The sequence below is a fragment of the Enterobacter sp. MEB024 genome, from assembly GCF_030209635.1.
Lineage (GTDB): Bacteria > Pseudomonadota > Gammaproteobacteria > Enterobacterales > Enterobacteriaceae > Enterobacter > Enterobacter ludwigii.
Genome location: NZ_JARVRQ010000011.1, coordinates 130,224 through 154,959, shown reverse-complemented (window position 1 = coordinate 154,959; position 24,736 = coordinate 130,224). Strand labels below are relative to the sequence as shown.

21 protein-coding genes are annotated in these 24,736 nt (G+C 56.3%); 9 read left to right on the top strand and 12 right to left on the bottom strand.

What is annotated here, in order from left to right; genetic code table 11:
• Nucleotides 1-21: 21 nt before the first annotated feature.
• From QRN24_RS17625 to QRN24_RS17615, 3 genes are all read right to left on the bottom strand, one after another.
• Nucleotides 22-597, bottom strand: coding sequence for an RpoE-regulated lipoprotein (locus QRN24_RS17625; RefSeq protein ID WP_284942927.1), 576 nt, complete (start codon nucleotides 595-597; stop codon nucleotides 22-24).
• Nucleotides 598-660: 63 nt separating this feature from the next.
• Entirely contained in the window at nucleotides 661-1,110 is a 450-nt protein-coding gene (locus tag QRN24_RS17620) for a DUF2919 domain-containing protein (protein ID WP_284942926.1), read from the bottom strand.
• Nucleotides 1,097-1,522 carry a GNAT family acetyltransferase gene (locus QRN24_RS17615; protein ID WP_020883079.1) on the bottom strand — a complete coding sequence of 142 codons (426 nt, stop codon included), beginning with the start codon at nucleotides 1,520-1,522 and terminating at the stop codon, nucleotides 1,097-1,099. Before QRN24_RS17615 ends, QRN24_RS17620 begins: the two co-directional genes overlap by 14 nt.
• A 212-nt stretch (nucleotides 1,523-1,734) precedes the next feature.
• Between QRN24_RS17615 and amiA the strand changes: the two genes are divergently transcribed.
• Both amiA and hemF read left to right on the top strand, forming a co-directional pair.
• Nucleotides 1,735-2,610, top strand: coding sequence for an N-acetylmuramoyl-L-alanine amidase AmiA (amiA, locus tag QRN24_RS17610; protein WP_014171098.1), 876 nt, complete (start codon nucleotides 1,735-1,737; stop codon nucleotides 2,608-2,610).
• Nucleotides 2,610-3,509 (top strand): oxygen-dependent coproporphyrinogen oxidase, encoded by a 900-nt coding sequence (gene hemF, locus QRN24_RS17605; RefSeq protein WP_025203494.1) that lies wholly within the window; start codon nucleotides 2,610-2,612, stop codon nucleotides 3,507-3,509. The genes amiA and hemF overlap by 1 nt, the downstream gene beginning before the upstream one ends.
• 18 nt (nucleotides 3,510-3,527) lie before the next feature.
• On the opposite strand, the gene maeB is transcribed toward hemF, so the two are convergent.
• Nucleotides 3,528-5,807, bottom strand: a complete 2,280-nt coding sequence (gene maeB / locus QRN24_RS17600; RefSeq protein ID WP_014171100.1) for an NADP-dependent oxaloacetate-decarboxylating malate dehydrogenase — start codon at nucleotides 5,805-5,807, stop codon at nucleotides 3,528-3,530.
• A gap of 290 nt (nucleotides 5,808-6,097) precedes the next feature.
• On the opposite strand from maeB, the gene tal reads away from it, so the two are divergent.
• Nucleotides 6,098-7,048 (top strand): transaldolase, encoded by a 951-nt coding sequence (gene tal / locus QRN24_RS17595; RefSeq protein ID WP_014171101.1) that lies wholly within the window; start codon nucleotides 6,098-6,100, stop codon nucleotides 7,046-7,048.
• 19 nt (nucleotides 7,049-7,067) lie between these two features.
• Nucleotides 7,068-9,056: a transketolase gene (gene tkt / locus QRN24_RS17590; RefSeq protein WP_284942925.1), complete on the top strand. Its 1,989-nt coding sequence runs from the start codon at nucleotides 7,068-7,070 to the stop codon at nucleotides 9,054-9,056.
• On the opposite strand, the gene QRN24_RS17585 is transcribed toward tkt, so the two are convergent.
• The 3 genes from QRN24_RS17585 to aegA form a co-directional block, all read right to left on the bottom strand.
• Nucleotides 9,053-10,096, bottom strand: a complete 1,044-nt coding sequence (locus QRN24_RS17585; RefSeq protein WP_020883076.1) for a DUF1176 domain-containing protein — start codon at nucleotides 10,094-10,096, stop codon at nucleotides 9,053-9,055. The genes tkt and QRN24_RS17585 overlap by 4 nt on opposite strands.
• Nucleotides 10,097-10,204: 108 nt before the next feature.
• Nucleotides 10,205-10,795: a GDP-mannose pyrophosphatase NudK gene (gene nudK, locus QRN24_RS17580; protein ID WP_020883075.1), complete on the bottom strand. Its 591-nt coding sequence runs from the start codon at nucleotides 10,793-10,795 to the stop codon at nucleotides 10,205-10,207.
• Nucleotides 10,796-10,862: 67 nt separating this feature from the next.
• Nucleotides 10,863-12,839, bottom strand: a complete 1,977-nt coding sequence (aegA, locus tag QRN24_RS17575) for a formate-dependent uric acid utilization protein AegA (RefSeq protein WP_284942924.1) — start codon at nucleotides 12,837-12,839, stop codon at nucleotides 10,863-10,865.
• A 152-nt stretch (nucleotides 12,840-12,991) separates the two neighbouring features.
• Here aegA and narQ point away from each other — a divergent pair, with 152 nt between their 5' ends.
• Together narQ and acrD are read left to right on the top strand one after the other, a co-directional pair.
• Nucleotides 12,992-14,686 carry a nitrate/nitrite two-component system sensor histidine kinase NarQ gene (narQ, locus tag QRN24_RS17570; protein ID WP_040018106.1) on the top strand — a complete coding sequence of 565 codons (1,695 nt, stop codon included), beginning with the start codon at nucleotides 12,992-12,994 and terminating at the stop codon, nucleotides 14,684-14,686.
• Nucleotides 14,687-14,828: 142 nt separating this feature from the next.
• Nucleotides 14,829-17,942, top strand: a complete 3,114-nt coding sequence (gene acrD / locus QRN24_RS17565; RefSeq protein ID WP_284942923.1) for a multidrug efflux RND transporter permease AcrD — start codon at nucleotides 14,829-14,831, stop codon at nucleotides 17,940-17,942.
• 109 nt (nucleotides 17,943-18,051) lie between these two features.
• On the opposite strand, the gene ypfM is transcribed toward acrD, so the two are convergent.
• Nucleotides 18,052-18,111, bottom strand: a complete 60-nt coding sequence (gene ypfM / locus QRN24_RS17560; RefSeq protein WP_015572204.1) for a protein YpfM — start codon at nucleotides 18,109-18,111, stop codon at nucleotides 18,052-18,054.
• Nucleotides 18,112-18,498: 387 nt separating this feature from the next.
• On the opposite strand from ypfM, the gene QRN24_RS17555 reads away from it, so the two are divergent.
• From QRN24_RS17555 to QRN24_RS17545, 3 genes are read left to right on the top strand one after another with little or no spacing between them, the layout of a single operon-like run.
• Nucleotides 18,499-18,849, top strand: a complete 351-nt coding sequence (locus QRN24_RS17555) for an ArsC family reductase (protein WP_014171109.1) — start codon at nucleotides 18,499-18,501, stop codon at nucleotides 18,847-18,849.
• Nucleotides 18,850-18,859: 10 nt separating this feature from the next.
• Nucleotides 18,860-19,987, top strand: a complete 1,128-nt coding sequence (dapE, locus tag QRN24_RS17550; protein WP_284942922.1) for a succinyl-diaminopimelate desuccinylase — start codon at nucleotides 18,860-18,862, stop codon at nucleotides 19,985-19,987.
• Nucleotides 19,988-20,011: 24 nt separating this feature from the next.
• Nucleotides 20,012-20,209 carry a YpfN family protein gene (locus QRN24_RS17545; RefSeq protein ID WP_014171111.1) on the top strand — a complete coding sequence of 66 codons (198 nt, stop codon included), beginning with the start codon at nucleotides 20,012-20,014 and terminating at the stop codon, nucleotides 20,207-20,209.
• Between the two features lie 36 nt (nucleotides 20,210-20,245).
• Here the strand turns inward: QRN24_RS17545 and ypfH are convergent, their stop codons facing one another.
• The 4 genes from ypfH to purC all read right to left on the bottom strand — a co-directional run bounded on the left by ypfH (nucleotide 20,246) and on the right by purC (nucleotide 24,690).
• Entirely contained in the window at nucleotides 20,246-20,941 is a 696-nt protein-coding gene (ypfH, locus tag QRN24_RS17540; RefSeq protein WP_032680517.1) for an esterase, read from the bottom strand.
• Nucleotides 20,942-21,014: 73 nt separating this feature from the next.
• Nucleotides 21,015-22,988, bottom strand: coding sequence for a tRNA(Met) cytidine acetyltransferase TmcA (locus QRN24_RS17535; RefSeq protein ID WP_284942921.1), 1,974 nt, complete (start codon nucleotides 22,986-22,988; stop codon nucleotides 21,015-21,017).
• Entirely contained in the window at nucleotides 22,988-23,857 is an 870-nt protein-coding gene (gene ypfJ, locus QRN24_RS17530) for a KPN_02809 family neutral zinc metallopeptidase (RefSeq protein WP_020883068.1), read from the bottom strand. The genes QRN24_RS17535 and ypfJ overlap by 1 nt, the downstream gene beginning before the upstream one ends.
• Nucleotides 23,858-23,976: 119 nt before the next feature.
• The gene (purC, locus tag QRN24_RS17525; protein ID WP_008501631.1) at nucleotides 23,977-24,690 is read right to left on the bottom strand and encodes a phosphoribosylaminoimidazolesuccinocarboxamide synthase; all 714 of its coding nucleotides are present in this window, start codon (nucleotides 24,688-24,690) and stop codon (nucleotides 23,977-23,979) included.
• Nucleotides 24,691-24,736: the final 46 nt, after the last annotated feature.

The following is a 24,736-nucleotide window of genomic DNA, read 5'->3' as shown; positions in this document are numbered from 1 at the left end:
GACGGTTTGTCCAGGCGCAAATTACTGCTTCCAGATAATTTTGCTCACTTTCCAGCTTTTCAGCGTGTCGTCAGACGGCATTAAACCTTCCGGACCACTCCAGGTACCGGTGAAGAGATAGCTGATGTGCTGGCTGCCCTGCGCTTTACATTCCACCGCCACGCCGTCGTCAGACGGGGCGCTGGTGCAGTTGCCGAAGGCCTGTTTATAGAGTTCGCTAAACGGGGTTCCCACTTTCACACCGCTTTCGGTTGGGATGTCGTCGTCCATCACAGCAATGCGGTTTACCGTGCCTTTATCACCGTTAATCACCAGCGCCAGCGTGTCACCCTTCAGCGCTTCGAAATAACGCACGATATTGCCGTTTTCTGTTTTCATGCCGCTGCGCAGGCGATAACCGCCACCCAGTGCATCGTGAAGGGCGTCCTGATCCAGCGCCGTCGCGGCGGTAATTTTACCCACGCCCTGCTCGGTCACTTCCGTTGAAGAGCCAAACCAGTTCCACGGATAGGCCGCAGACCAGTTAATTGATGAGAGCGTTGAACAGCCGGTTAACGCCAGCGGGAGAGCGCATAAAAGTAAACGCAGCGATTTCATTGAAACGTCCTTACGAGTTAAATCAACGCTTGTTGGAGTGCGGTATCGGCAAAAAGTGCCAGGTTAATCTTCCTGATGCGTAAAACAGGCGCGAAGGCGGGGATTCGTCAGCAGCCACAGCAGCGCCACGATATCCGCCACGAGCAGCGCAATACCGATCCCCGTAAGCGGTTCACCACCCCACCAGAGCACCGGTTGCCAGACGAGCAGCGCAAACTGAGCGAGGATCAGCAGCCAGCGAAGCGCACCCCACAGGCGCGGGATCGTATGCCGTCGCCCGCTGCATAAAAACGCCACCACCGCCGGCACGCCCGGCAGCAAGCCGAGCCAGAAGGCATCGTGATCGGGATAGAAGAGCGTCAGAAGGGTATCGCCCTGCCCGCGCGACGCGGCGGCCATCACAAACAGCACCCAGGTACGGGCCTGCAGCAGCAAAACGCACCAGAACAAAAAGGGCAGCCTGACACGCCCTTGCGCATCATAATCTGCCGGATGGATCTCAGTACTCTTCATCTTCTATCAGGCGCTTACCTAAGCTCAGTACGTCCGCGTGTTCATAACCCAGACGTTCATACATGCCCAGCACCACGTCGTTATCTTCCCGCACCATGATCTGAATCTTCGGGCAGCCGCGGGCAATGAGTTTCTTTTCCAGCCGATTGAGCAGCGCATTGGCGATGCCGCGCGCACGAAATTCCGGGTGCACGCCCAGATAATAGGCCGAGCCGCGATGGCCGTCGTACCCGCCCATCACTGTTCCCACCACCTCGCCGTTGACTTCTGCAACCAGAAACAGACTGACGTCGTGATTCAGCTTACGTTCAATATCCATTTCCGGATCGTTCCACGGACGCAGCAGATCGCAGCGCTCCCAAAGGGTGATCACCTCTTCGAAATCTTCCTGGCGAAAAACGCGTATCTCCATGGTATTAACCGCCTTTTCGGGTTTAAAAACAGTGATTATGGCGTGAACATCGCGTTTAGCCAATAACCGGGGAAAAACTCGCCAAAATTTGGCATAATGTCACTTTGTCACGTATTGAAATGAAAAGTAAAACAATTCTCAATAAGGACTGTCGTAACGCTAATCACGATACGATATAACACCAGGACCCCAATTTTTACAATTCAGGCCGCATGAGCACATTCAAACCATTAAAAGCACTCACATCGCGTCGTCAGGTTCTCAAAGCGGGGCTGGCGGCCTTAACGTTAACGGGCATCGCACAGCAGGCTCAGGCTAAAGAAGAGAGCACGCTCAAAACCAGTAACGGACACAGTAAACCGAAATCGAAAAAGCCGGGCGCGAAGCGTCTGGTCATGCTGGACCCCGGTCACGGCGGAATTGATACCGGCGCTATTGGTAAAAACGGTGCGAAAGAAAAGCATGTCGTGTTAGCGATTGCAAAAAATGTGCGCGCAATTTTACGCAGCAATGGCATTGACGCCCGCCTGACGCGTTCTGGCGACACGTTTATTCCGCTGTACGACCGCGTAGAGATCGCCCACCAGCACGGTGCCGATCTGTTTATGTCGATTCACGCGGACGGTTTTACCAACCCGTCGGCGGCGGGGGCTTCGGTGTTCGCCCTCTCCAACCGTGGGGCGAGTAGCGCCATGGCGAAATATCTCTCCGATCGTGAAAACCGGGCGGATGAGGTTGCGGGGAAAAAAGCCACCGACAAAGATCATCTGTTACAGCAGGTGCTGTTTGACCTCGTTCAGACGGACACCATTAAAAACAGCCTGACGCTCGGCTCGCATATTCTGAAGAAGATTAAACCGGTGCATCGCCTGCACAGCAGGAGCACCGAACAGGCGGCGTTCGTGGTGCTTAAGTCGCCATCAATTCCGTCCGTGCTGGTGGAGACGTCGTTCATCACCAACCCGGAGGAAGAGCGCCTGCTCGGCACCACCGCGTTTCGCCAGAAGATCGCCAACGCCATCGCCTCAGGCATAATCAGTTACTTCAACTGGTTCGATAACCAGAAAGCGCACTCCAGGAAACGTTGATGAAACCCAATGCACAGCTGGTAAAAACATTCCTGCTGCAGCTGCAGGATGAGATTTGCCAGAAACTGGCCGCCGCAGATGGCGGTGAATTTCAGGAAGATAGCTGGCAGCGCGAAGCCGGTGGCGGCGGACGCAGCCGCGTGCTGCGTAACGGCGGCATCTTTGAGCAGGCTGGCGTCAATTTTTCCCACGTCCACGGAGACGCGATGCCCGCTTCCGCCACGGCCCATCGACCAGAACTGGCAGGCCGCAGCTTCGAAGCAATGGGCGTATCGCTGGTGGTTCATCCGCACAACCCGTATGTGCCGACCAGCCATGCCAACGTGCGCTTTTTCATTGCTGAAAAACCCGGGGCCGATCCGGTCTGGTGGTTTGGCGGCGGTTTTGACTTAACGCCCTACTACGGGTTTGAAGAAGATGCCGTGCACTGGCACACCACCGCACGCGATCTCTGTCAGCCGTTTGGGGACGACATCTACCCGAAATTTAAAAAATGGTGTGATGACTATTTTTATCTGAAGCACCGTGATGAGCAGCGCGGCATTGGTGGGCTGTTCTTTGACGATCTCAACACGCCAGATTTTGATACCGCGTTCAGCTTTATGCGGGCGGTAGGTGAAGGGTATACCGGAGCCTATCTGCCGATCGTGGCGCGGCGTAAAGATACCGACTACGGCGTGCGCGAGCGCGAGTTCCAGCTTTACCGCCGCGGGCGCTATGTAGAGTTCAACCTGGTATGGGATCGCGGAACGCTGTTTGGCCTGCAGACCGGCGGGCGCACGGAGTCCATTTTGATGTCGATGCCGCCGCTGGTTCGCTGGGAGTACAGCTACGAGCCAAAAGAAGGCAGCCCGGAGGCTGCCCTGAAAGACTTTATTACGATTCGGGACTGGGTGTAATGCCGGCAGGCGCAGCGCTTACAGCGGCTGCGTCTGCGCTTCAACCACTGCCAGTGCCACCATATTCACGATACGACGCACCGAAGCAATCGGCGTCAACACGTGCACTGGCTTCGCCACGCCCATCAGCACCGGTCCTACGGTGACCCCTTCAGAGCTGGAGACACGCAGCAGGTTGTAACTGATGCGGGCCGCTTCCACGTTCGGCATAATCAACACGTTTGCAGAACCTTTCAGCGGACTGTCCGGCATGCGTTCGTTACGAATGCTCTCCACCAGCGCAGCATCACCGTGCATCTCGCCGTCAATCATCAGTTCCGGCGCACGCTGGCGAACCAGCTCCAGCGTCTGGCGCATTTTGCACGCCGCCGCTGATTTTGACGAACCGAAGTTGGAGTGCGACAGCAGCGCCACCTTCGGTTCAATACCAAAGCGACGCACGGTTTCTGCCGCCATCACGGTGATCTCCGCCAGCTCTTCCGGGCTCGGATCGTCGTTAACGTAGGTGTCGGCAATAAAGGTGTTGCCGCTTGGTAGCAGCAGCGCGTTCATCGCCCCGGCGGTGTGGACCCCTTCGCGATAGCCGAAGATCTCCTGCACCACGCTGAAGTGCTCGTGGTAATCACCGATCGTGCCGCAGATCAACGCATCCGCTTCACCGCGGTGGACCATGATCGCCCCGATCACCGTGGTGTTGCTGATCACGGCCTTTTGCGCCTGCTCCTGGGTGATCCCGCGACGTTTCATGATCGCGTAGTATTCGTTCCAGTACTCTTTAAAGCGCGGATCGGATTCGTTATTAACGATCTCAAAATCCACACCCGCTTTGATCTGCAGCCCCAGCTTCTGAATACGCATCTCGATAACGCTCGGACGACCGATCAGGATTGGCTTCGCCAGACCTAAGGTGATCAGCTCCTGCGTGGCATGCAGAACGCGCGCCTCTTCCCCTTCCGCCAGCACCACGCGTTTCGCGTCGGCACGCGCCTGGGAGAAAATGGGCTTCATAAACAGGTTGGTTTTGTAGACAAACTCGGTGAGCTTATCGACGTAAGCATCGAAATCTTTGATGGGGCGCGTCGCCACGCCGGAGTCCATTGCCGCCTTAGCAACCGCCGGGGCGATTTTGACAATCAGACGCGGGTCGAATGGTTTTGGAATGATGTAGTCCGGGCCAAAGCTCAGATCCTGGTCACCATACGCCGAGGCGACCACTTCGCTCTGCTCGGCGTGCGCCAGTTCCGCAATGGCATGAACGGCCGCGAGCTTCATCTCTTCGTTGATCGCCGTCGCGCCCACGTCCAGCGCCCCGCGGAAGATGAACGGGAAGCAGAGAACGTTGTTCACCTGGTTCGGGTAATCGGAACGACCGGTACAGATAATGGCATCTTCACGCACGGCTTTTGCCAGCGGCGGCAGAATTTCCGGTTCCGGGTTTGCCAGCGCCAGAATCATTGGCGCACGCGCCATTTTCTTCACCATCTCCTGGGTCAGCACTTTCGGGCCTGAACAGCCAAGGAAGATATCCGCGCCGTCAATCACGTCCTCCAGCGTGCGTTTACCGTCATCTTCTACCGCGTAGGCCGCTTTGGTTTCCGCCATGTTCGGCTCACGGTCCTTGTAGATAACGCCTTTGGAGTCGCAGACCACAATGTTGTGCTTCTGCATGCCCAGCGCCACCAGCAGGTTCATACAGGCGATTGCCGCTGCGCCTGCGCCGGAGACCACCATACGGACGTCAGAGAGGTTTTTCTCAACCACACGCAGACCGTTCAGAATGGCCGCGGTGCTGATAATCGCGGTACCGTGCTGGTCATCATGGAACACGGGAATGTTCATACGCTCGCGCAGTTTCTGCTCGATATAGAAACATTCCGGCGCTTTGATGTCTTCGAGGTTGATCCCACCGAAGGTTGGTTCCAGCGCGGCAACCACATTGATGAATTTATCAGGATCGAGCTCATCCACTTCGATATCGAACACGTCAATACCGGCAAATTTCTTGAACAGAACGCCCTTGCCTTCCATCACGGGCTTACCGGCCAGCGCACCAATATTGCCTAATCCCAGCACCGCCGTCCCGTTAGAGATCACGGCGACCAGGTTGCCACGCGCGGTGTATTTATAGGCTGCCAGCGGATCTTTTTCGATTTCGAGGCACGGCGCCGCGACGCCGGGCGAGTAGGCCAGCGCCAGATCGCGCTGAGTCGCCAGCGGTTTTGTCGGGGAGACCTGAATTTTACCTGGGACAGGGAACTCGTGGAAATCGAGAGCACTCTGTTTTAACTGATCATCCATCTTATTTTTCCTTTCACGTATCGGTCAAAAGGGTGACGTTTGCGATCCTGAAGCACACCCTGGTGTGCCGCCTAGTATCGCCGCAGGCAGCCACATAAACTTTGAAGGCTGCCAAACTCTCACCATTGCAGAATAAAAATTGTTATCAATTTATAACAGCCATGTTACTCGTCTCAGAAAGCAATGCCTCCCCCGTCTGCTATGCTTTTTTGTTAAGTCCATCATGATTTTCGCAGAAGTGTGAATTAACGCACTCGAGTAACTCTTTTATTTCCAAGGAGTAATTATTTATGAACCAACTAGACGGCATCAAACAATTCACTACCGTGGTCGCCGACAGCGGTGATATCGAGTCGATTCGCCACTATCAGCCCGAAGATGCGACCACTAACCCTTCGCTGCTGCTCAAAGCGGCCGGTCTTGCTCATTTTAGTCATCTGATTGATGACGCTATCGACTACGGTAAACAGCGCGGTAAAACACAGGAGCAGCAGGTCGCCGAAGCGAGCGACAAGCTGGCCGTTAATTTCGGTGCGGAAATTCTGAAAAGCATCCCGGGACGCGTCTCTACCGAAGTGGACGCCCGCCTCTCCTTCGACCAGGAGAAGAGCATCACGAAAGCCCGCCGCCTGGTTGAGCTCTACCAGGAGCAGGGCATCGATAAATCGCGCATTCTGATTAAGCTGGCCTCAACCTGGGAAGGGATCCGCGCGGCGGAAGTTCTGGAAAAAGAGGGGATCCATTGCAACCTGACGTTGCTGTTCTCCTTTGCGCAGGCGCGCGCCTGTGCCGAAGCCGGCGTCTTCCTGGTGTCTCCGTTCGTCGGGCGAATCTATGACTGGTATCAGGCTAAACAGCCGATGGATCCGTACGTGGTGGATGAGGACCCGGGCGTGAAATCGGTGCGTAATATCTACGACTATTACAAACAGCACCGCTACGAAACCATCGTGATGGGCGCCAGCTTCCGCCGTACCGAGCAGATCCTCGCCCTGGCAGGCTGTGACCGCCTGACCATCTCCCCTAACCTGCTTAAAGAGCTGCAGGACAAAGAGGAGACGGTTATCCGCAAACTGGTGCCCACATCAACCGTTCTCCCCAAACCTAAAGCCATGACCGAAGCGGAATTCCGCTGGGAGCACAATCAGGACGCAATGGCCGTCGAAAAACTGGCGGAAGGCATCCGCCTGTTCGCCGTCGACCAGCGCAAACTTGAAGATCTTCTTGCCGCCAAACTTTAACCTTGCCACGGAGTGAATTATGTCCCGTAAAGAGCTAGCCAATGCCATTCGCGCCCTCAGCATGGATGCCGTGCAGAAAGCCAATTCCGGCCACCCTGGCGCCCCCATGGGCATGGCTGACATTGCCGAAGTGCTGTGGAATGATTTCCTGAAGCACAACCCGAACGACCCCAGCTGGTACGATCGTGACCGTTTTATTCTCTCTAACGGCCACGCCTCCATGCTGCTCTACAGCCTGCTGCACCTTTCCGGCTACGACCTGCCGCTATCCGAGTTAAAAAACTTCCGCCAGCTGCACTCAAAAACGCCGGGCCACCCGGAGATAGACTATACGCCGGGTGTGGAGACTACCACCGGGCCGCTCGGCCAGGGGTTAGCCAACGCGGTCGGGCTGGCGATTGCCGAACGCACGCTGGCGGCGCAGTTTAACCAGCCAGACCACGAGATTGTCGATCACTACACTTATGTGTTTATGGGTGACGGCTGTCTGATGGAGGGGATTTCTCACGAAGTCTGTTCGCTGGCGGGCACGCTGGGGCTGGGCAAGCTGATCGGATTTTACGATCACAACGGTATCTCCATCGACGGGGAGACCAAAGGCTGGTTTACCGACGACACGGCAAAACGGTTTGAGGCCTACCACTGGCACGTAGTGCATGAAATTGACGGCCACGACCCAGAAGCGGTGAAAAAAGCGATTCAGGAAGCGCAAAGCGTGAAGGACAAACCGTCCCTGATCATCTGTCGCACCACCATCGGTTTCGGCTCACCGAACAAAGCGGGTAAAGAGGAAGCCCACGGTGCGGCGCTGGGTGAAGAAGAAGTGGCGCTGACCCGGCAGAAGCTGGGCTGGAAATACCCGCCGTTTGAGATCCCGAAAGAGATCTACCGCGAGTGGGACGCCCGCGAAGAGGGTGAAAAAGCCCAGCACGCGTGGAATGAAAAATTTGCCGCCTATCAAAAAGCCCACCCGGAACTGGCCGCTGAATTCTCGCGCCGCATGAGCGGTGGCCTGCCGGAGGACTGGGATGCGAAAACCCAGGCGCTGATTGAAAATCTGCAGTCTAACCCGGCAAAAATTGCCACCCGTAAGGCCTCGCAAAACACCCTGAACGCCATCGGCCCCCTCCTGCCTGAACTGCTGGGCGGCTCCGCGGATCTGGCTCCAAGTAACCTGACCATCTGGTCTGGCTCAAAATCGCTGAAAGAGGATATTGCCGGGAACTATATCCACTACGGGGTGCGTGAGTTCGGGATGACCGCCATTGCCAACGGCATCGCCCATCACGGCGGGTTTGTGCCCTACACTGCTACCTTCCTGATGTTCGTTGAGTATGCCCGTAACGCGGCGCGTATGGCGGCATTAATGAAAGCGCGGCAGATCATGGTCTACACCCACGATTCGATTGGTCTGGGTGAAGACGGTCCCACGCACCAGGCCGTTGAGCAGCTGGCGAGCCTGCGTTTAACGCCTAACTTCAGCACCTGGCGTCCGTGCGATCAGGTCGAAGCGGCGGTTGGCTGGAAGCTGGCGGTTGAGCGCCACACGGGGCCAACGGCATTAATTCTGTCGCGGCAAAACCTGGCCCAGATTGAACGCACGCCGGAGCAGGTAAAAAATATCGCCCGCGGTGGGTACATCCTGAAAGACAGCGGCGGCAAACCGGATGTCATCCTGATTGCTACCGGTTCTGAGGTGGAAATTACCGTGAAGGCCGCGGAAAAACTGACCGCCGAAGGTCATGCGGTACGCGTGGTATCCCTGCCGTCCACCGACATTTTTGATGCTCAGGATGAGGCCTACCGTGAATCGGTCCTGCCCTCTAACGTCGCAGCCCGTGTGGCCGTCGAGGCGGGTATCGCCGACTACTGGTACAAATATGTCGGGCTGAAGGGTGCCATCGTCGGGATGCGTGGGTACGGCGAGTCGGCGCCTGCCGACAAGCTGTTCCCGTATTTTGGCTTTACCGTTGAGAATGTGGTTGAGAAGGCGCTGAGCGTAATTTAGCGCGTGATCCACAACGTGGGCCAGGCATCTGGCCCATTCCAGTTATCGCAGCTGGGCTCTTCTGCATAACGCACCAGGCGGAAACGCTGGCCGTCAAAACGCCAGCGCGTCTGGACCCCACAATCGCCAATACCGCGACCCAGCGCGAGCGTAGTCAGCTCGCGCGTTTTCTCATCAAAGCGGGCATTCATCAATTCGATTTCACTGCTATCGTCCGCAGGGGTGAAAGGCAGACGCAGCCTTACGCTGCGGGAAGAAAACGGCTTTTTGCGCGATACCAGCCAGGCCAGATCGACCGTGTTATACGCCCCCGCCTCACAGCTAATAATCAGCAATGCTTTCTCATCGGTTAACGCGGTGACGCGCACTTCACGGCGGTTAGGATCGAGCGAGCACTGGCTGTTGTTCATCCGCCAGGTGCCATAATCCAGCAGGTCGTTCAATTCGGCGTGGGAGAGCGGCGTCGGCGTCGGATTGACTACCGCCACCTTTTTTAAGGCGGGTGCAGGCGGCACGCTTAACGGCGGATCGTCACCTTTTTTAATCCAGGCCGTTTCACTCCCGACACGTTTCTGCTGCGCGTCAATAAACAACAGCGCGGCTTTCAGGCCGTTCAGAGAGATAACCTGGTCACCGCCGCGCAAGGTCAGGGCTTTTCCTTCCTGGATATTTTTCAGAAACGCCGTGATGGTGGCGGCATCATCACTTTTCAGATGCCACGGGGTTAACTGCCAGTGCTGCCGATCCAGCTTGAGAGGAACCTTATCCAGCAACAACCGTGGCGCAATATCCGCTTCTTTCACGGCAGGGTCAGCAAGGCCGCCGAGATCGATACGCAGCGTAGCGTCGGTTTTCGCGCCGGCACTGCGGCTGAGCGTCATGACTAGCCCCCGGTGTTCACCGGTATTGCGTGCGAGGCAAAAATTCTGGTTATTGCAGGTCACCTGCCAGTCAGAAAACAATTGCTGGGCAGGCGCAGCCCACACCTGCGAGGAGGTGAGCACGCAAAACAGGCAGAGAAGAGAGACGCAATAGCGCATGAATGGCACAATCCCGGAACGAAAACGCTTAACTGGGCTGTATCTTCGTGTTCCCGCCCGGGTTGCTCAATCGGATTTATCGGATAGATTTATCCGAAATACAATCTATTACCGTTCGAAAGAGGCGTTCATCAGCCCGGTCGTTTGAAGATACTGTAGTAATATCACAGCTTTACCATCCCTGATTTCCCCGGCATGCATCATCTCCAGCGCCCGGGAAAACGGCAACTCCAGCACTTCAATATCTTCATCTTCCACGCCACCGCCGCGGTGAGTACGCTGCGCATCGCTGTATTCCGCGATGAAGAAGTGGACGATTTCCGTCACGCCGCCAGGAGACATAAACAGCTCGAAGACTTTTTTGACCTCTCCCACTTCAAAGCCAGTCTCTTCGACGGCTTCTTTGCGGATGCACACTTCCGGCTCGTCGTCATCAAGCAGGCCCGCACAGGTTTCAATCAACCTTCCGTCAGGGTTGCCATTGACCCATGTTGCTACCCTGAACTGACGGATCAGCACCACACTCTGCTTTTCACGGTTATAGAGCAAAATGGTGGCGCCATTGCCGCGGTCATAGACCTCGCGTTTATGGCGGATCACTTCACCGTTATTACGGGTTAAATCGTAAGTGATGTTACGCAGGACAAAGTAGTTTTCAGAAAGGATTTTGTCTTTGATAACGTCAATTTTCAGGGTCATACGGGCTCCACGACACAATGAGTCTTCCTATAGTACGCCGTGAAACCCGCTTTGTCGCCCGCCTGGTTTAGTGCGTTTTCGGCACACTGACCTCAAGCCAGTCGAGGATCCCCCGCGCCGCATGACGCCCTTCCGCCATCGCCGTCACCACCAGATCAGCGCCGCGCACCGCATCACCGCCGGCGAAAATTTGCGGGTTAGACGTCTGGTAACGATAGCGGCTTTCCACCGAGGCAATGATTCGCCCCCAGTCATCGGTGTTGACGCCCTGACTCTCCAGCCAGGGCATGGCATGTGGGTTAAAACCAAAAGCCATAATCACCGCATCGGCCGGCATGACAAACTCGCTGCCCTCCACCGGGACGGGTCGACGACGCCCCTGCGCATCCGGCTCTCCCATCCGGGTGCGCAGCATCCGGATGCCGTTAACCTTGCCGTCAGCAGCAAGGGTCAATTCAACGGGCTGGACGTTAAATTCAAATGCGGCTCCCTCTTCTTTCGCATTCTTCACCTCTTTTTTCGAGCCCGGCATATTGGCTTCATCCCGGCGATAGGCGCAGGTGACTTTTGCCGCGCCGTGACGTAACGCGGTGCGCACGCAGTCCATTGCGGTATCGCCCCCGCCCAGCACCACCACGTTAAGCCCACGGGTGTCGATAAACGGTTCGTTGGCCGTCGCGTCCAGCCCCATGACGTGGCGCGTGTTCCCCACCAGGAACGGCAGCGCATCGTAGACGCCCGGCGCATCTTCATGGGGGATGCCTGCTTTCATCGAACGATAGGTTCCCACGCCAATGAACAGGGCGTCGTAATCTGTTTGCAACTGAGACAACGACACATCGCTGCCCACGTCGCAGTTCAGCTCGAAGTGAACCCCCATCGCAGTAAAAATCTCTCTGCGTCGTGCGAGCAGGGATTTATCCAGCTTAAAGGCCGGAATGCCGAAGGTCAGCAAGCCGCCGATTTCGGGATGCCTGTCATAGACCGTCACGCTCACTCCGCTGCGCACCAGCACATCCGCGCATGCCAGCCCGGCAGGCCCCGCGCCGATAATCGCGACGCGTTTTCCCACCGAAAAAACGCCAGACATATCCGGTCGCCAGCCCAACGCCAGCGCCTGGTCAGAGATGTAGCGCTCGAGGTTGCCAATGGTCACCGACCCTGACGCATCGCGCACGGTGCAGGCACCTTCACATAACCTGTCCTGCGGGCAGACCCGGCCGGTAATTTCAGGTAAACAGTTGGTCTGATGAGAAAGTTCGACCGCGCCGAGGATGTCACCGGCGTTAATCCGTTCAATCCACTGCGGAATGTGGTTGTGCAGCGGGCAGGTCCATTCACATATGCTGTGCTCCCCGCATTTCAGGCAGCGCGATGCCTCGCGTCTGGCCTGTTCGGTCCGAAACGGCAGGTATATTTCATTGAAATGGCCAACCCGCTCTTCGGCAGCCAGTTTGTCGGACTCGCCGCGTGGCGGTGTGTTGTGCATCTGCTGCAGTTTGGTGGGTGCCGTCTCCTCGCTGACTGCCTCACTGTGCCAGGGCTGCGCCTCCAGCCTGGCGGTGCGCTGACGGCGCGATTTTGCCAGGTTATCCAGCACGTCAGGCGTCGCCAGCGTCAGCACATCTGCCGGGCAATTTTCAATACAGGCCGGGCCCTGCGGGCGGGTCAGGCAGAGATCGCATTTATACGCCGAGGCTTTTGCACTGCCGTTGTCGAGCGGCGTAACGATAATCTCCATTGTGCCGAAGGGACAGGCAACCACGCAGGCTTTACAACCGATGCATTTTTGTTGATTCACCTGTACGCTGTCATCGCGTTTGCTGATGGCGCCGTTCGGGCAACTGAGTGCACACGGGGCATTTTCACAGTGGTGACAGGTGACGGGGCTGTTCTGCGCGCCAGAGTTAAGGACCGTAATACGGGGATGGAAATGGCGTTCGCTCAGGACATGTTGCTCATCATTATGCGCCATTACGCAGGCAACTTCGCAGGCATGGCACCCAATACATTGCTGGCTGTTAGCCATAATAAAACGATTCATAACGACACCTGTTTTTGGTTCAATAACCTTATTCTTTGTATGAATATGGTATTTACTCATCACAGCGTCGTCAGGCAATGTTCAATTGCCCGGAATGCCAAACTATTTCCAGTGAACCTGTGGCAGATCAATTTTATTCAGGAAGCCGTTCTGTGACCGTTAAACGCCCTGTTTCCGCAAGCCTGGCCTGGGCTTTCTTTTCGATGATTGTGTTATCCGTTCTGACCAGCACCGTCGCGCTGCTGACGCTTGCCAGCAGCCAGCGTGACGCCGAAGCCATCAATATTGCGGGTTCACTGCGTATGCAGAGTTACCGGCTGGGCTATGAGATGCAGCGCAACAGCCCTTCCCTGACACAGCATCGCCAACACTGGCAACACACCCTGAGCGCACCTGCACTCCAAAAGCTGAACCGCTGGTACGTGCCGGACGATGTCAAACAGCGCTACCAGCAGCTGCATCTGGCCTGGCAGGAGATGGATACGCACATCGCCCACGGCGATCTCGTGTGGTATCAAACCCATATCGAAGATTTTGTTGGCCGCATTGATGCCTTTGTGCTCGCCCTTCAGCACTATACCGAACATAAAATTCAGACGGTGACCCTGCTCTCTCTGGCCGGTGCGCTGGGGATCCTGCTGCTGACGGTGTTTACCCTGCGAGGCATCCGTCGTCAGGTGGTCTTGCCGCTCAACAATCTGGTCGCCGCAAGCGAACGCGTTGAACGGGGACAATTTGATACCCCGGCACCGGATACCGCTTTGCCGAATGAACTCGGTCAGCTGTCCCGCGCCTTTAACCATATGTCGGCGGAGTTACACACCCTCTATCGCTCGCTTGAAGATTCGGTTGCGGAAAAGACCCGGCACCTGAACGAGGCGCACCAGCAGCTCGAAATGCTGTTCAAATGTTCGCAGGCGCTCAACACCGGACAGATAGACAGCCACTGTTTCCGCCATATATTGCAAATCGTCCATGAATACACCCGGATGAATTATCTGGAGTTACGGACCAGCGACGACTGGCGTCTGTGTGAAGGGAGTGAGGCAGCCGACATGCCGCTGCAAAACCTGCCGGTGCTGATGCAGGACACGCTCTACGGCGAGCTGCGCTGGCAGAGCGAGACGGACAGCGTCCCGCTTCCGCTGATGAGAAGCGTGGCGACAATGCTCGGGCGCGGGCTTTACTTCAACCAGGCGCAAAAGCATTACCAGCAGTTGCTGCTGATGGAAGAGCGCGCGACGATTGCCCGCGAACTGCATGATTCCCTCGCGCAGGTGTTGTCGTATCTGCGGATCCAGCTTGCGCTGCTTAAGCGTGCCGTACCGCAAGAGAATGCCCCCGCGCAGACCATCATCACCGACTTCTCCCGCGAGCTTAACAATGCCTGGCATCAGCTTCGCGAGCTGCTCACCACCTTCCGCCTGACGCTCAACCACGCTAACCTGCCGGCGGCCCTTCAGGAGTCACTCGACGGTCTGCAGAGCCAGACGCAGGCAAAGCTGCATCTTGACTGTCGCCTCTCCTCGCTGGCCCTTGACGCACAAAAGCAGGTGCATCTGCTGCAGATCGTGCGTGAAGCGGTGTTGAACGCAATCAAGCACGCGCAGGCCAGCGAGATCACCGTAAGCTGTATCACCGCCGTGGACGGCACGCACAGCGTGAGCATTCGCGACAATGGCATCGGGATTGGCGAAGCCAGCGAGCCGCCGGGACATTACGGGCTGAATATTATGCGTGAACGCGCGGAACGGCTCGGCGGTATCCTGCACTTTTCGCAGCCACAAAATGGGGGAACACAGGTGAGCGTGACATTCCCTTCGTCGCTGGCGTTAACAGGTAAATAACCGTAAAGGGGGCAGCGCAGAGAAACGCGCATGATAATTTACATTATCTCCTTTATTTCTCCACGTTTGGTCTTCGTCTTGCCGCTAAAGTGGTGCGGGCAATAAACAATAATGACGTGCAGCAAAACGAGGTCAATTTTTCATGGCGAATTTTTTCATCGATCGCCCCATTTTTGCCTGGGTACTTGCCATTCTGTTGTGTCTGACAGGTGTCCTGGCCATTACTTCACTTCCCGTTGAGCAATACCCCGATCTGGCACCTCCTAACGTGCGTGTCACAGCAAACTACCCCGGCGCCTCGGCACTGACGCTGGAAAATACCGTGACGCAGGTTATCGAGCAGAACATGACGGGTCTGGATAACCTGATGTACATGTCCTCACAAAGCAGTGCCACGGGCCAGGCGACGGTGACCCTGAGCTTTACGGCCGGGACTGACCCGGATGAAGCGGTGCAACAGGTACAAAACCAGCTGCAGTCAGCCATGCGAAAACTGCCGCAGGCAGTGCAAAATCAGGGCGTTACCGTACGTAAAACGGGGGATACCAATATTTTGACCATCGCGTTTGTCTCCACCGATGGTTCCATGGATAAGCAGGATATTGCGGACTACGTTGCCAGTAACATTCAGGACCCGCTCAGCCGTATTAACGGCGTAGGGGATATCGACGCCTACGGGTCACAATATTCAATGCGCATCTGGCTCGATCCTGACAAGCTGAACAGCTTCCAGATGACGGCGACTGACGTGACGGACGCCATCAAGTCGCAGAACGCCCAGATTGCCGTAGGGCAGCTGGGAGGAACGCCTTCCGTCGAAAAACAAGCCCTGAATGCCACCATTAACTCGCAATCGCTGCTTCAGACTCCGGAGCAGTTCCGCAACATCACCCTGCGCGTGAATCAGGACGGTTCAGAAGTGCGGCTGGGCGATGTCGCCACGGTGGAAATGGGCGCGGAAAAGTACGACTACCTGAGCCGCTTTAACGGTAATCCCGCCTCCGGCCTGGGGATTAAACTGGCCTCCGGCGCAAATGAAATGGCGACGGCGAAACTGGTGTTAGACCGCCTGGACGAGCTGTCGAACTATTTCCCTCACGGCCTTGAATACAAAGTCGCCTACGAAACCACCTCCTTCGTTAAAGCGTCGATTGAGGATGTGGTGAAGACCCTGCTGGAAGCCATCGCGCTGGTCTTCCTGGTCATGTACCTGTTCCTGCAAAACTTCCGGGCGACGCTGATCCCGACCATAGCCGTCCCCGTGGTCCTGCTGGGCACCTTCGCGGTGCTTTACGCGTTTGGCTACAGCATCAACACGCTGACGATGTTTGCAATGGTGCTGGCAATTGGCCTTCTGGTGGATGACGCCATCGTGGTGGTTGAAAACGTCGAGCGCATCATGAGCGAGGAAGGCCTTTCCCCGCGCCAGGCCACGCGTAAATCGATGGGGCAAATACAGGGCGCGTTAGTCGGCATCGCCATGGTGCTTTCGGCGGTCTTTATCCCGATGGCCTTCTTTGGCGGCACAACCGGCGCCATTTACCGCCAGTTCTCGATAACCATCGTCTCGGCAATGGTACTTTCGGTACTGGTGGCGCTGATCCTGACCCCTGCGCTCTGCTCTACCCTTCTTAAGCCTTTGCACAAAGGCGAGCAGCATGGTCAGAAAGGGTTCTTCGGCTGGTTTAACCGCATGTTTAACCGCAATGCCGCGCGTTATGAATCCGCTGTCGGTAAAGTGTTGCACCGCAGCCTGCGCTGGATGCTGATTTACGTAGTGCTGCTGGGCGGAATGGTCTGGCTATTCCTGCATCTGCCTACCTCGTTTCTGCCAATGGAGGACCGGGGAATGTTCACCACCTCCGTGCAACTTCCGAGCGGCGCGACGCAGCAGCAGACGCTGAAAGTGGTCGAAAAAGTCGAACAGTACTTCTTCACCCAGGAGAAAGATAATGTGGTGTCGGTCTTCTCCACCGTGGGCTCTGGCCCGGGCGGTAACGGGCAGAACGTTGCCCGTATGTTTGTACGCCTGAAGGACTGGGACGAGCGCGACACAAAAACGGGGACCGCGTCGGCCATCATTGAACGCGCAACCCACGCTTTTACGAAGATCAACGAAGCGCGCGTCTTTGCCAGCAGCCCACCGGCCATTAGCGGGCTGGGCAGTTCTGCCGGGTTTGACATGGAGCTGCAGGATCACGCCGGTGCAGGCCACACGGCGCTGATGGCGGCGCGCGATAAGCTGTTAGCGCTGGCGGGCAAAGACGCTGACCTGACCCGCGTTCGTCATAACGGCCTGGATGACAGCCCGCAGCTGCAGGTGGATATTGATCAGCGTAAGGCGCAGGCTCTGGGTGTTTCCATCGACGACATTAACGACACCCTGCAGACGGCCTGGGGCTCAAGCTATGTGAATGACTTTATGGATCGTGGGCGTGTGAAAAAAGTGTATGTCCAGTCCGCCGCGCCGTTCCGTATGTTGCCGAATGATATTAACCGCTGGTTTGTTCGTAATAACGCAGGCGGGATGGTGCCGTTCTCGGCGTTCGCCTCGTCGCACTGGGAGAGTGGTTCGCCGCGTCTGGAACGCTATAACGGCTATTCGGCGGTAGAAATCGTCGGTGAAGCCGCGCCGGGCGTCAGTACCGGTACCGCCATGGACACCATGGAGAAACTGGTGCAACAGCTGCCTGCCGGGTTTGGGCTGGAGTGGACGGCGATGTCTTATCAGGAGCGGCTCTCCGGGGCACAGGCGCCTGCGCTTTACGCGCTTTCCCTGCTGGTGGTCTTCCTCTGTCTTGCCGCGCTGTATGAAAGCTGGTCCGTTCCGTTCTCGGTCATGCTGGTGGTGCCGCTTGGCGTCATCGGTGCGCTGCTGGCGACCTGGATGCGCGGTCTGGAGAATGATGTGTACTTCCAGGTAGGGCTGCTCACCGTGATCGGCCTGTCGGCGAAAAACGCGATCCTGATTGTTGAGTTTGCCAACGAGATGAATGCCAAAGGCCACGAGCTGATGGCGGCCACACTGCATGCCTGCCGTCAGCGCTTGCGTCCGATCTTGATGACGTCGCTGGCATTTGTCTTTGGGGTATTACCGATGGCAACCAGCACCGGTGCGGGCTCCAGCAGCCAGCATGCGGTAGGTACAGGGGTGATGGGAGGCATGATTTCGGCAACTGTCCTGGCCATTTATTTTGTACCGCTGTTCTTTGTGCTGGTGCGTCGCCGCTTCCCGCTGAAGGAACGTCCTGAATAACAGTACGTAATAAAAAAGGCGGCTCTCAGGGCCGCCTTTTAGGGTGTGTGATTAATTCACACTATGGTTATTTTACTTATTTAAGTGCTCTTGCAATTCTTACTGAATGTCATTTACGAAGCATGCCTTCGATAAAATCTTTCCAGTTCCCCAGTTCACGTTCAATCATAACTACCTCTCTTATTATTATGCGCATTCTACGAAAACGTATCATCATTGTGAAGACCGTCTAACCTATCGCTGTGATTGTACCCCGCTACTGTCAGGGATTTATGATAAATATGAACGCAGGGCCTTAAATTTTGTGTGACGCTCAGCAATATTTTGAAATAACCATACAGGCAGGTGAGATTTAAATTACCGCCTGAGTTCATTAGCATTTTCGGTCTTATGGACATCTATGCTTAAATGATGAAAGAATATTCAGCGTACAGTTGTGAGTTGAATTAAGAAGAAGTGTAAATCAAGACAATTCCTGAATGTGTTATATTCCACTTAAGGATATATCTTCGAAATTACTGAACATTTAATCATCATAAGAACAAAAGGATTCACCATGGTTGTGATGTACGGCATTAAAAATTGCGACACCATCAAAAAAGCACGCCGCTGGCTGGAAGCGAACAACGTGGAGTACCGTTTCCATGACTATCGCGTTGACGGGCTTGATGCAGAATTTCTGCATACCGCTATCAAGGAACTGGGTTGGGAGGCGCTGCTGAATACCCGTGGTACCACCTGGCGTAAACTGGATGAAGCCGTCCGGGCTGGCATCAACGACGCCGACAGTGCCGCCAAACTGATGCTCGAAATGCCGGCAATCATCAAACGCCCATTGCTCTGTGCGCCCGGGCAGCCTATGCTGCTGGGTTTCAGTGAAACCCTTTATTCCGACTTTTTTCGTTGAGGTGTAGTTTATGTCATGCCCGGTCATTGAGCTGACTCAGCAGCTTATTCGCCGTCCCTCCCTTAGCCCGGACGACGCAGGTTGTCAGGCATTAATGATTGAGCGCCTGCGTGCCATCGGTTTCACCGTTGAACGCATGGACGTTGGCGACACCCAGAACTTCTGGGCGTGGCGCGGTCAGGGCGAAACGCTGGCCTTTGCCGGACATACCGACGTCGTTCCCGCAGGTGATGCGGATCGCTGGATCAACCCGCCGTTTGAACCGACCATCCGCGATGGCATGTTGTTCGGGCGCGGTGCGGCAGACATGAAAGGCTCGCTGGCGGCGATGGTCGTGGCGGCAGAGCGCTTCGTTGCCCAACATCCGAACCACAGAAACCGCCTCGCGTTTCTGATCACCTCTGACGAAGAAGCCAGCGCCTACAACGGCACCGTGAAGGTCGTTGAGGCGCTGATGGCCCGCAATGAGCGTCTCGACTACTGCCTGGTCGGCGAGCCGTCCAGTACGGAAGTGGTGGGAGACGTCGTCAAAAATGGTCGCCGTGGGTCGCTGACCTGCAATTTGACCCTTCATGGCGTTCAGGGGCACGTTGCCTATCCACACCTGGCCGATAACCCGGTCCATCGCGCGGCACCGATGCTGAACGAACTGGTGACCATCGAGTGGGATAAAGGCAATGAGTTCTTCCCGCCGACCAGCATGCAGATTGCAAACCTGAAGGCCGGTACCGGCAGCAACAACGTGATCCCGGGTGATTTCTTTGTCCAGTTTAACTTCCGCTTCAGCACTGAACTGACCGATGAGATGATCAAAGCGCGCGTTATCGCGCTGCTGGAAAAATATAATCTGCGTTACACCGTGGACTGGTGGCTTTCCGGCCAGCCGTTCCTGACCCAGCGCGGCAAACTGGTGGATGCGGTAGTGAACGCCATCGAGCACTATAATGAAATTAAGCCACAACTGCTGACGACAGGTGGCACCTCAGACGGACGCTTTATTGCCCGGATGGGGGCCCAGGTTGTCGAACTGGGGCCGGTGAACGCAACCATTCATAAAATCAATGAATGTGTGAATGCTGCTGATTTGCAGCTGCTGGCCCGTATGTATCAACGAATTATGGAGCAACTCGTCGCCTGACGAACGCTCTGAGAGGAATAGCGAATGGACTGGCTTTCAAAGTACTGGTGGATTCTGGTGTTAGTGTTTCTGGTCGGCGTGTTACTTAACGTCATTAAAGATCTTAAGCGCGTTGATCACAAAAAGTTTCTCGCCAACAAACCGGATCTTCCACCGCATCGTGATTTTAACGATAAGTGGGACGATGATGACGACTGGCCGAAGAAAGACCAGAAGAAGTGATTCTCTGTCCCCTCTCCTTTGGGAGAGGGGGCTACATCACATAAACTCGACGATATCATCGTCATTTGGCTTGCCGCCGCTGAGCGCTTCATCAAAGTAGTGCTTCGGTACGGTATAACGCAGATGATCGAGCGCAAACTGCATGCTGCGGTCATCAATCGCGTGCCCCAGATCGTCTACAATATCCAGCGTCACATCCCCGCCTTCGCGGATCAGCGCTTCCTGCGCGGCAACCGCATGCGAAAGTTCAATCACGCGGTCTTCACCACCGTGGATCAGATGGATCGTGGTCTGCGTCGTCGCGCGTTGCGGTAACGTCGCAAAGCGACCGTTAAAAGCAATCACACGCGACACCAGGCCTGGCTGCGCTTTTACGCTCTCCAGGGACATGATAGACCCCTGCGAAAAGCCAATCAGCGCGGTCGCATCGGCACCAACGCCGCTCTGCTGCTGCCAGTAACGCACGGTGTCGATAAAGACAGGCATGACGGCGTCAATACGTGCCTGGCGGTTCTCTTCCGTTACGCCCTGAACGGAGAACCACTGCCGTCCGTTCGGACCACACGGCTCCACTCCGCCAATACTGACAATCAGCGCCTGCGGAAATACCGGGGCAAACCAGCTGCCAATCTGGCCCATATTGACGGCGTTATCGCCAACACCATGAAACAGAAGCAGTAACTGTTTAGCCGGTTTATCAGGGCTTTGAACAACAAAATGATCGTGTTTCATGGCGGTCTCCTTATTTGATGGCCTGGATTCTACGCCTCTCAGGAGGAATGACCATGCCACTTTACTGAAGAAGTCATTGAAAAAATTGCCATTGCAAAATGTCGTCTTTCAGCTGCTGACAGCGTGCAGGTTCAAGGCTTTCAAGCGCTTGCGCCGTTTCACTGCGAAGCCTGGCCAGTAACGCTTTTCGCCCCGAAAGAAGCAGTTCAGCGCTGAGCCGGGCGTCATCACTTCTCGCCTCCACTTTCCCGCGCAGGGCGGGCAGCGGCATGTCCACGCTTAGCAGCAACCGTGTTAACGCCGCGACGGAGGTAGAAAATGCGCGGTGGGCAAAGGCAAACCCCGCCAGCTCCAGCCAGTCGTCACTATTAAGGGTAGCCTCCCAGCCATCGTCCACCGGGATCTTTTCACCGTTCAGGACCGATAACACGCGCGCATCGCGGCGCAGTCGCTGATGCGCCTGCTCACACAGCTGTCGCCCCGCGTCGCTGAGCGGCAGCAAGGCCATTGCGGTATAACAGCCGCTGCTGGCTTCGCGATGGCTGCCCATGCGCACCAGCACAAAGCCGCATCGCTGCCAGAAACGCCACAGTTCATCGGTATAGCCAAAGCTCACCGACAGGTAATCCTCGCCGCTTGCTCTGCGGATCAGTGCCTGTCCGATGCCTTCCCGTTGACGACGAGGATGTACCGCTATTCGGGTCACCCGTCGGCCTTTGAGCGTTGCCGCCAGCGGGGAGCCGCCATGCGCGGCAAGGGACTGCGCCACCAGGTTCCCGCGAGGACGGCGGAACCCCGCCCAGACGGCACGGCTGAGCTGCGCCGTTAATCCCCCCTCTTCCACCAGCCAGAGCGCCCCGGCAATGACCGAGTCCGTTTGGGCGACGGCGAAGTGTTGGCCGGGCGCGTCCATCATGCGGCGTAAATCAAGCGGTGAGGTGCGGTAATGTGCCGCACAAAGCAGCTCATACACACTCGCCGCCAGCGCCGGGTTGCTCGTCCAGGCTTCCGGGGCCAGAGAGGTCAACTGTATGGCGCCTGTTGGGCTGCGATCGATAAGCGTATCGTCAAACAGCAGTGCGCTGGCGACGACCCGCTCAAGAGGACATCCTGCAGCCCAGCGTACCGGGGTTGATAAGGTATACCGCTGCAACCCGCTGAACCGGCTACAGAATTTAAGCAGAAAGCCTCTTCCTGTTCCTTCGTAACCCTGCACCGTTGTGGTCAGCAGGACGCGCGGGAAACGGTCGACCAGCTTTTCAAGCAGCGGTCCGGGGATGGCAGCGGCTTCGTCGACAATCAGCCAGTCGGCCTGCTCTTCAGAGGCCAGCAGCGCGTCCGGGGCCATAAAGTGAAAACGTTCGCCGGCAAAACGGGCGATAACCTCCGTCGCACCTTTTGATGGCGCGGTGACAATGGCACTGCCCTGCGTGCGGCTCAACAGCATTCCCGCCAGCGCAGACTTCCCGCGTCCGCGCGGGGCCGTAACGGCCACAACGCCGCGTTTCATGGCCAGGAGTGCTGCCAGGATCTCAGCCTGCTCGCACTGCGGCACACCGCTGGCGGGCTGCCAGTCAGGGGCGTCGGATCGTGCGGGAAGCGATAAAGGCTGGTGCTGAAGCCAGACTATCGCCTCAGGATCCTCGGCAATCGTCCGGCAAAAGTGGTGGATAAAATTTGGCGTGGCGATGGGTTCGGCGCTGTCACTCCAGCGCAGGGAATCGCTGTCAGGTTGTTCCGCCCACACGTCAGGGGGCGGTACCAGCAGCACCAGAAGGCTACCGGCACGCAGCGTCCCGCTCAGGGCCGCAAAGGCTGAGACGTCAAACCCGGCGCGGGCATCAAAAATTGCGTGCCGGAACTCGCGTCCCAGCAGCCCGCTGATGGCTCTGGACGCGTTATCCGCCAGCCACAGCCAGTCTCCGGGCAAGGCATCACGCAGGGCTGATGCCTGCGTGAATGTCCACTGCTCATCGCCGCTGAGCACCACCAGCTGACGATGACCTTTGTGCTCAAGCTCGCGAATCAGATGTTCAAACGCCACCATTACATGGCTTTGCCGAAGGTATTACACTGCGCAGGGTCACCGCTGTCGAAACCGCGTTTGAACCAGCTGTATCGTTGTTGTGACGTGCCGTGAGTAAAGCTGTCCGGCACGACGCGGCCCTGGCTCTGCTGCTGAAGACGATCGTCACCGATAGCCTGCGCGGCATTGAGCGCCTCTTCCAGGTCACCGGATTCCAGTACGCCCTGCTGCTGCATGTTGTGCCCCCAGACGCCCGCGAAGCAGTCCGCCTGCAGTTCCATGCGTACGGAAAGACGGTTTACCTCAGCCTGAGAGGCGTTTTGCTGAAGCTGGCGTACTTTGGGTTCTATCCCCAGCAGTTTTTGCACATGGTGCCCGACTTCATGCGCAATGACGTAGCCCTGGGCAAAATCGCCGTCAGCGCCAAGCTTGCGTTTCATGTCATCATAGAAAGAGAGATCGATATAGACGGTGCTGTCTGCCGGACAGTAGAACGGCCCCATCACCGACTGTCCGGTGCCGCATCCGGTACGGGTGGCGCCACGGTACATCACCAGCTTGGGTTGCTGATAGGTACGCCCCATTTTCTCGAACAGCTGACCCCAGGTTTCTTCTGTGGTGGCGAGAATAACGGAGGTAAATTTGGCCGCTTCATCCTCGTTCGGGCTGATTGAGCGCTCAGAATGCTGCTGTTGCTGCAGAGGCTGGCCGGTCATTAAACCGGTCAGATCGACACCGTAGTACCCCGCGACCAGCACCACAATCAGCAGAATAATACCGCCCTTTCCGCTGGGTAACCGGAAGCCAGGCCCACCCATTGAAGGACCGCCGCCGCTATCGCTGCGCCTGTCTTCTACATTGTCACTTTCACGACGCCCTTGCCAGCGCATAACCACCTCGAACTATTCCATTAATAATAGCTATGATCGTAGGCGGTTAACGGCAAGATTACCATAGGAAACAAGGGTAAGACGCCAAAGGATATACATATCCTTTGGCGATGAGGGTGTTAGTCGAGCTTAACGCCTAAACGGTGAGCAACCGCTTCGTACGCTTCAATCAGGCCACCCAGGCTCTGACGGAAACGGTCTTTGTCCATTTTATCCAGCGTTTCTTTATCCCACAGACGGCTGCCGTCCGGAGAGAACTCATCACCCAGAACCACTTCGCCTTTGAACAGGCCGAACTCCAGCTTGAAGTCGACGAGGATCAGACCCGCGTCATCAAACAGTTTTTTCAGCACGTCGTTGGCTTTGTAGGTCAGTTCTTTCATGCGCGCCAGGTTCTCTTTATTCACCCAGCCGAAGGTTTCGCAGTAAGAGTCATTGACCATCGGATCGTGCATGGCATCGTTTTTCAGGAACAGGTCAAAAAGCGGTGGATTCAGCTCAATACCTTCTTCAATACCAAGACGCTTCACCAGGGAGCCTGCTGCGCGGTTACGAATGACGCACTCAACCGGAACCATATCCAGTTTTTTCACCAGACATTCCGTATCGGACAACAGCGCTTCCATTTGGGTCGGGATACCCGCTTCGGCCAGTTTGGTCATAATGAAGTGGTTGAACTTGTTGTTCACCATGCCTTTACGATCGAACTGCTCAATGCGTGCGCCATCCCCTGCTGACGTATCATTGCGGAACTCGAGCACCAACAGATCCGGGTTTTCCGTGCTGTATACGGTCTTCGCTTTGCCACGATACAACTCAGCTTGCTTCTGCATCTTCATTACTCCTGGTGTGATGATTGGTGTTCAAAACTGGGGATAT